The sequence below is a fragment of the Bacteroidota bacterium genome, from assembly GCA_018698135.1.
In the GTDB taxonomy this organism is placed as follows: domain Bacteria; phylum Bacteroidota; class Bacteroidia; order CAILMK01; family JAAYUY01; genus JABINZ01.
This window is the reverse complement of record JABINZ010000107.1, coordinates 1-5730: the sequence shown is the minus strand read 5'-3', so window position 1 is coordinate 5730 and position 5730 is coordinate 1. Positions and strand designations below refer to the sequence as shown.

General features: G+C 33.3%; 6 protein-coding genes. 5 read left to right on the top strand and 1 reads right to left on the bottom strand.

The window, feature by feature from the left end; all coding sequences use genetic code 11:
* Positions 1-1334, bottom strand: a 1334-nt coding sequence (locus HOG71_06765; protein MBT5990538.1) for a PDZ domain-containing protein, incomplete at its 3' end; no start/stop codon positions are given.
* 323 nt (positions 1335-1657) lie between these two features.
* Between HOG71_06765 and HOG71_06760 the strand changes: the two genes are divergently transcribed.
* From HOG71_06760 to HOG71_06740, 5 genes are all read left to right on the top strand, one after another.
* The gene (locus HOG71_06760) at positions 1658-2638 is read left to right on the top strand and encodes a type IX secretion system membrane protein PorP/SprF (protein ID MBT5990537.1); all 981 of its coding nucleotides are present in this window, start codon (positions 1658-1660) and stop codon (positions 2636-2638) included.
* Positions 2639-2646: 8 nt separating this feature from the next.
* Positions 2647-3684 carry a type IX secretion system membrane protein PorP/SprF gene (locus tag HOG71_06755; protein ID MBT5990536.1) on the top strand — a complete coding sequence of 346 codons (1038 nt, stop codon included), beginning with the start codon at positions 2647-2649 and terminating at the stop codon, positions 3682-3684.
* Positions 3669-4268 (top strand): hypothetical protein, encoded by a 600-nt coding sequence (locus HOG71_06750; GenBank protein MBT5990535.1) that lies wholly within the window; start codon positions 3669-3671, stop codon positions 4266-4268. The genes HOG71_06755 and HOG71_06750 overlap by 16 nt, the downstream gene beginning before the upstream one ends.
* Before the next feature lie 139 nt (positions 4269-4407).
* Positions 4408-5496 carry a pyruvate dehydrogenase (acetyl-transferring) E1 component subunit alpha gene (pdhA, locus tag HOG71_06745; GenBank protein ID MBT5990534.1) on the top strand — a complete coding sequence of 363 codons (1089 nt, stop codon included), beginning with the start codon at positions 4408-4410 and terminating at the stop codon, positions 5494-5496.
* Positions 5493-5730: alpha-ketoacid dehydrogenase subunit beta (locus tag HOG71_06740; GenBank protein ID MBT5990533.1), on the top strand; the 238-nt coding region annotated here is incomplete at its 3' end. The genes pdhA and HOG71_06740, both read left to right, overlap by 4 nt.

Sequence of the window (5730 nt, the reverse complement as noted above, 5' to 3'; positions counted from 1 at the left end):
GGTTTACCATATCTGGCTTTAACTTGAACCACAGGTCCATTTGGAATGAAATAACCTGCAATTTTTACTACATCATTCAATGAACCTCCTCCATTATCACGCAAATCGAAAATTAGTCCATCAATATTCTCTTTCTTTAATTTGACAATTTCATCATAAATATCTTCTGCGCAACCAGCACCACCTGTTTTGGTAAAGTCTGTATAAAACTGCGGTAATTTAATATATCCTACGGTCGATTTTGCTTTCTCATTTTTAATGATGGCTGACTTGGCAAGAGTTTCTTCAAGAATAACAATGTCTCTTATTATAGGTACTACTTTTACACTTCCGTCCCTCTTTTTAACAGTTAGCCTAACCTCGGTGCCTTTTTTCCCTCGAATTAATTGAACAGCTTCATCTAAACGCATACCAACTATATCAATGGGTTCTGCTTCAGCTTGAGCCACCATTAAAATAATATCTCCAGCTTTCAATTCTCCTTGCTTCCATGAAGCACTGCCTGGTACTATACGAGTCACTTTTATATAATCGTCACTTTGCTGAAGTGTTGCTCCAATTCCCTCAAGTCTGCCAGACATACGAATGTCAAAATCTTCTTTTTGTTTTGGGGCATAATACTCTGTATGCGGGTCAAGGGCATTAACAAGTGTATTGATAAACAAACCTAAACGATCATCCTCATTCATTTTATCCAATCGCTTAAAATAGTCATCCAAATTCTTCTTTACCTTTTCTCTTGCTTTTATCTCCATTTCTTCAAATGATTTTTCGACAAAAGCTGAATCATTTTTTATTTTCCTTTCTTCTTGATTCTTAATCATATCATTCAATCGTATTAGCGTTTGATATTTGGTAAATAAGCGCCAATACTCCTGAAGTTCTTGCTCATTATTAGCATAGGAAATTTTTTCACTATCTGTTTCAATAAACTCTTTTAAAGTAAAATCAAAAGGTTTTTCCAAGGCTTTCTCATAATAGTCCTTTGCATGCACAATTTGACTCAATAACATTTCAGTAGCCAAGTCATAAAACTCAAAACTAGATTTTCTAACCTGATCATCTATTTCAAATTGATAGACTTTCAATTTGTCCATATTTTCTTGTGTAAGAAATCGCTTACCATTATCAATTCGCTCAACAAATAATGAATATACTTTCTCTGAATATTCATCATTCAAATCAGGAATAGTAAAATGTGCAGATTTTACTAATTCAAAAAGTATCTGAACAAGCCTGTCTCGTTGTTCACTTAAACTAGGAGGTGCAAATGAAGTATGCAGAAAAAATGGCACTAATACCAAAAGAATAGTTATTCTTCTAAATCGCAACATGATGTTAATTTTGTTTTTCAAGAACACAAAATCCAAGCCAGCTGTCAAATAAGGATTATTAACACATTAAATACAACTGATCTTGAAATGATAATGCAGAATTTAATAATTATTTTTCGATGGGAAAGTTACAATTATATGAATAAGTATACTAAAGATTATATCTAAATCTAACTAATTCAAATAAACATCAAATTATTACGTTACATAATAATTAGTTTTCGGGGATAAAAATTTGGACTCGCTATTGATATTTTTGTACATTTGAAATATGTAATTCGCAGTATGGTAGAATTTCGATTTACTTCTTAATTAGATTCTTAATGAAAAAATTATTTATTCTAGGCTTAATTGTTCTTTCCTTTTCAGCATCCGCTCAGGATCCGGAATTTACACAGTTTTATGCCAATCCATTATATTTGAATCCAGCATTTGCAGGAACAGCAAAAGGTGCTCGATTTAGTATGAATTATAGAAATCAATGGGCAAGTTTAAACACCCCGTTTGTTACATATGCTGTTTCTTATGATCAGCATTTTGATGCATTAGGTGGAGGTATTGGTGCTCAAGTACTGTACGATGTTGCTGGAGATGGACGATTATCAACATCCATGGCAAGTTTAGCTTATTCTTATCATTTGAATCTTACTCCTAAATTTACAGTAAAAGCATCTCTTCAAACAGCGGTTCAAGGTAAACGTATCGATTTTTCAGAGCTTGTTTTTCCGGATATGATTCATCCCCGTCAAGGTGTAATTTATGAAACGATTGAAAATTTGCCTGCTCCCGGAGATTATGCAATGGATCCATTTCTTGATTTTTCAGCTGGTGTATTAGCTTTTTCGAAAAAGTTTTATGCAGGATTTGTTGTTAATCATATTAATGAACCAAAACAAACTTTCCTGGAAGATAATAGTAGCATTTTACCCATGAAGTTTACAACCCATGTTGGAATGCAAATTCCGCTTGATCAATCACGGCATCCTACACGTTTCTTCTCTCCAAACTTACTGATTCAAAAACAAGCTAATTTCTTACAAATCAATCTTGGAGCTTATTACATAAAAGACTATTTCCTTGCAGGTATCTGGTGGCGACAAACTTCTGTCAATACAGATGCGGCTATGATTCTTGTTGGAATGAAACGTGATCCGTTTAAAATTGGTTATAGCTACGATATCACATTTTCAGATGTACGATTTGGAGGGCAAGGAAGTCATGAATTATCTATTATTGTAGAAATCCCTACTAAATCACCAGCACAAACCACTAAATGGAGAAAACTCACATGTCCTGATTTTTAAAATCAAATATGTATAAATTTTTTATTCTCTCTTTTCTGTTTTTTATTATTTCCAGTCATTCGTATGCTCAAAAGCAGAAGGACTGGCGAAAAATGGATAAATTTCCAGATTCTACTGTAGATGAAGATTCTCCTGATTTAGTAGTAAACTCAACTTATAATTTCACAAAGAATCCAGCATTGGCAGGATTTGAAAAACGAAATAACATTTCCATTGGATTTAACAATTTAAGTCCTAATTGGTCAAGAGCCTATAGTGGTTATGACAATGATAGTTTGAGATTATTCTACTATGATATGCGATTTGCATTTGATCGTGCATTTTTAAAAAAACGAAATTTAGGTGTCGGTTTATATTCAAACCTTCAACAAATTGGAATCAATAAATCTTCAGAACTAAACTTATCTCTGTCTTATCTTCTCAAGGATTTTGGTAATACCAACTTAAGAATTGGCCTAAGTGGATCTTTGTTTCAAAAATCACTAGGAGATGTAAACTATACTTGGTCTGACATGATTGAACCACGTGCAGGATTCGTTAATGCAAGCATGGAGCCTTGGCATTCTATTGGAGCTTATAAAGTTCATAGTTTTTATACAATTAACACAGGTTTGTTCTTGAATAGAAAAGATTTAAACATTGGTTTATCATTTTTCTCCATCAACAAACCAATTATAGGTACATATGATGATTACCTATTTATCTATAAAAAGAGGAACGTAAGCTTATATACCAATTATAGTTTCATCTTTTTTAAGAAAATCAAACTATCTCCAGTAATTGATATGTCACTAAACAGTGATAATTATTTATTAAAAACCTATTTACTTATAAGTTACTTTGATAAAATAATGCTAGGGTATACTTTCAACACGTATAATTCAACACTCTTTGAAAATGGTATTACTGGGGGGTTAAATATGACAAACCATATCCAGTTAACAGCCTCATATTCAAAAGCTGGAATTAAAACAAAATATCAATTAGGCCTATTAATTCAATTTGGAAAAACAAAAAAAGATTTGACAAAATGGAGAAACTTCTAATTTATATTTCAATCACCCTATTTTGTTTTCTTTTTAGCAATTGTGAAGTAAGAGAAATTGCAAAACCTTTAAAAACATATAAGATTAAGGATGGTTTAATTGTTAATTTAGGAGAAAATTATATAATTGATGCAACTGATTCTGAAGCTTCAGGATATTATTGGGATGATGAGAATGCTCCATTTGGGAAAAACATAACAACTATTTCAGAATATAAATTTCGAGATACTGGAAACTTCAGAGTTGTCGTTTATTTTGCAAATGACTCATCTATATATAATATAAAGTGCAATCCCGAAATTCTTATATACATCCCTACCATATTCAGCACCAATACAATAGGCCCCGAAGAGAACGATGTTTTCAGAATAGAGGCTGATGGATTTGAAGATTTTCAACTTATGATATATGATTTAGACAATACACTAATGTATTATAGCAGTGACTATCCAACTCATGGTTGGGATGGTAATACACTTAAGAACAATCCTGCACCACAAGGGAAGTACATGTATTACGTTACATTAACCAATCTGGGAAGTGGTGAACATAATTATTCCGGATTGGTTTCTTTAATTAGATAATCTCTTCTAATATTTCATTATTCTTTTCTGCCAATTTTCGATTAAATTTGTCATAATAACGGATGTCCACCTATTGGCATTGGCTTTGCTAAATCAGAAGCATTCTTAATTAAAAATCTCTCAAAAAAAATAAGCATTTATGTTTAAAGAATTTGATCCCATCAAAAATAAAATCTTCAGGATCATTGATAATAATGGGAAAGTCATTAATGAAAAATGGAATCCAAAAATTGATGATCAGGAAGTAATTAAAGCGTATAAGCAAATGCTTTACGTGAGAACAGCTGATCAAATGGCTGTTTCTTTTCAGCGTCAGGGACGTATGTTTACTTACCCACCAAATTATGGTCAAGAGGCAATTTCTCAAGCCCTTTCAATGGTTTGGAGGAAAGACGATTGGATGGCTCCTGCATTTCGTGAATTGGGTGCCTGGTTAGCCAAGGGTGCAACCATGACAGAAGTATTCCTTTATTATATGGGTTACGAAGATGGAACCGTGTTTAAGAATGCTGAAAACATTCTTCCGATTGCTGTTCCTATAGCATCGCAGTTGGTACATGCTGCTGGTTTGGGCTATGCAGTTAAGTATAAAAAAGAAGACAAAGTTGTTTATGGTGTAATCGGTGATGGTGGAACTTCTCACGGAGATTTTCATGAAGCATTGAACTTCGCTGCTGTATGGGAAGCACCAGTTGTATTTATTATTCAGAATAATCAATACGCTATTTCAGTACCTCTCAAAAATCAAACGAAATCAATCAATCTGGCAGTAAAAGGGGTAGCATATAATATTCCTAGCCTCTATGTTGATGGCAACGATTTATTTGCCATGTATGCAGCATTGAAATTTGCTACAGATCACGCTCGATCGGGAAAAGGGCCCGTATTAATTGAAGCTCTTACATATAGAAAAGGAGCACATACTACTTCTGATGACCCTACGAAATACCGAACAAAAGAGGAAGAAGAATTATGGTTTAAAACGGATCCATTAGATCGGGTAAAATCCTATTTAATAAAGAATAAATTGGCTGGTGATATCGATGAAGAAAAACTTATTGAACAATATAAACAGGAAGTTGACCGACAATTTACAGAAGCAGAAAACTATCCGAAATATAAACTCGAAGATGCTTTCAAATATATGTATGCTGATATGCCTGATGATCTAAAAAATCAAATGGTTGAACATGAGAATTTCTTAAAGTGGAAGGAGGCAAGAAAATGAAAGTAATGAATATGGTTCAAGCTGTTAACGATGCTATCGATATCAAAATGGCTGAGGACAAAGACATTATCGTTTTTGGAGAAGACGTTGGAGTTGAAGGAGGTGTTTTCCGAGTTACTGAAAACTTACAAAAAAAACATGGAGCCGATCGTTGCTTTGATACACCTTTAGCAGAATCCGGAATTATTGGAACAGCTGTAGGAATGTGTGTAGCAGGATTACGCCCTGTTGTGG

What these genes read in the sequence shown, in the direction of transcription:
- HOG71_06755 (MBT5990536.1), top strand. Translation starts at nt 2,647, where the DNA reads ATGTATAAATTTTTTATTCTCTCTTTTCTGTTTTTTATTATTTCCAGT.
- pdhA (MBT5990534.1), top strand. Translation starts at nt 4,408, where the DNA reads ATGTTTAAAGAATTTGATCCCATCAAAAATAAAATCTTCAGGATCATT.
- HOG71_06760 (MBT5990537.1), top strand. Translation starts at nt 1,658, where the DNA reads ATGAAAAAATTATTTATTCTAGGCTTAATTGTTCTTTCCTTTTCAGCA.
- HOG71_06750 (MBT5990535.1), top strand. Translation starts at nt 3,669, where the DNA reads ATGGAGAAACTTCTAATTTATATTTCAATCACCCTATTTTGTTTTCTT.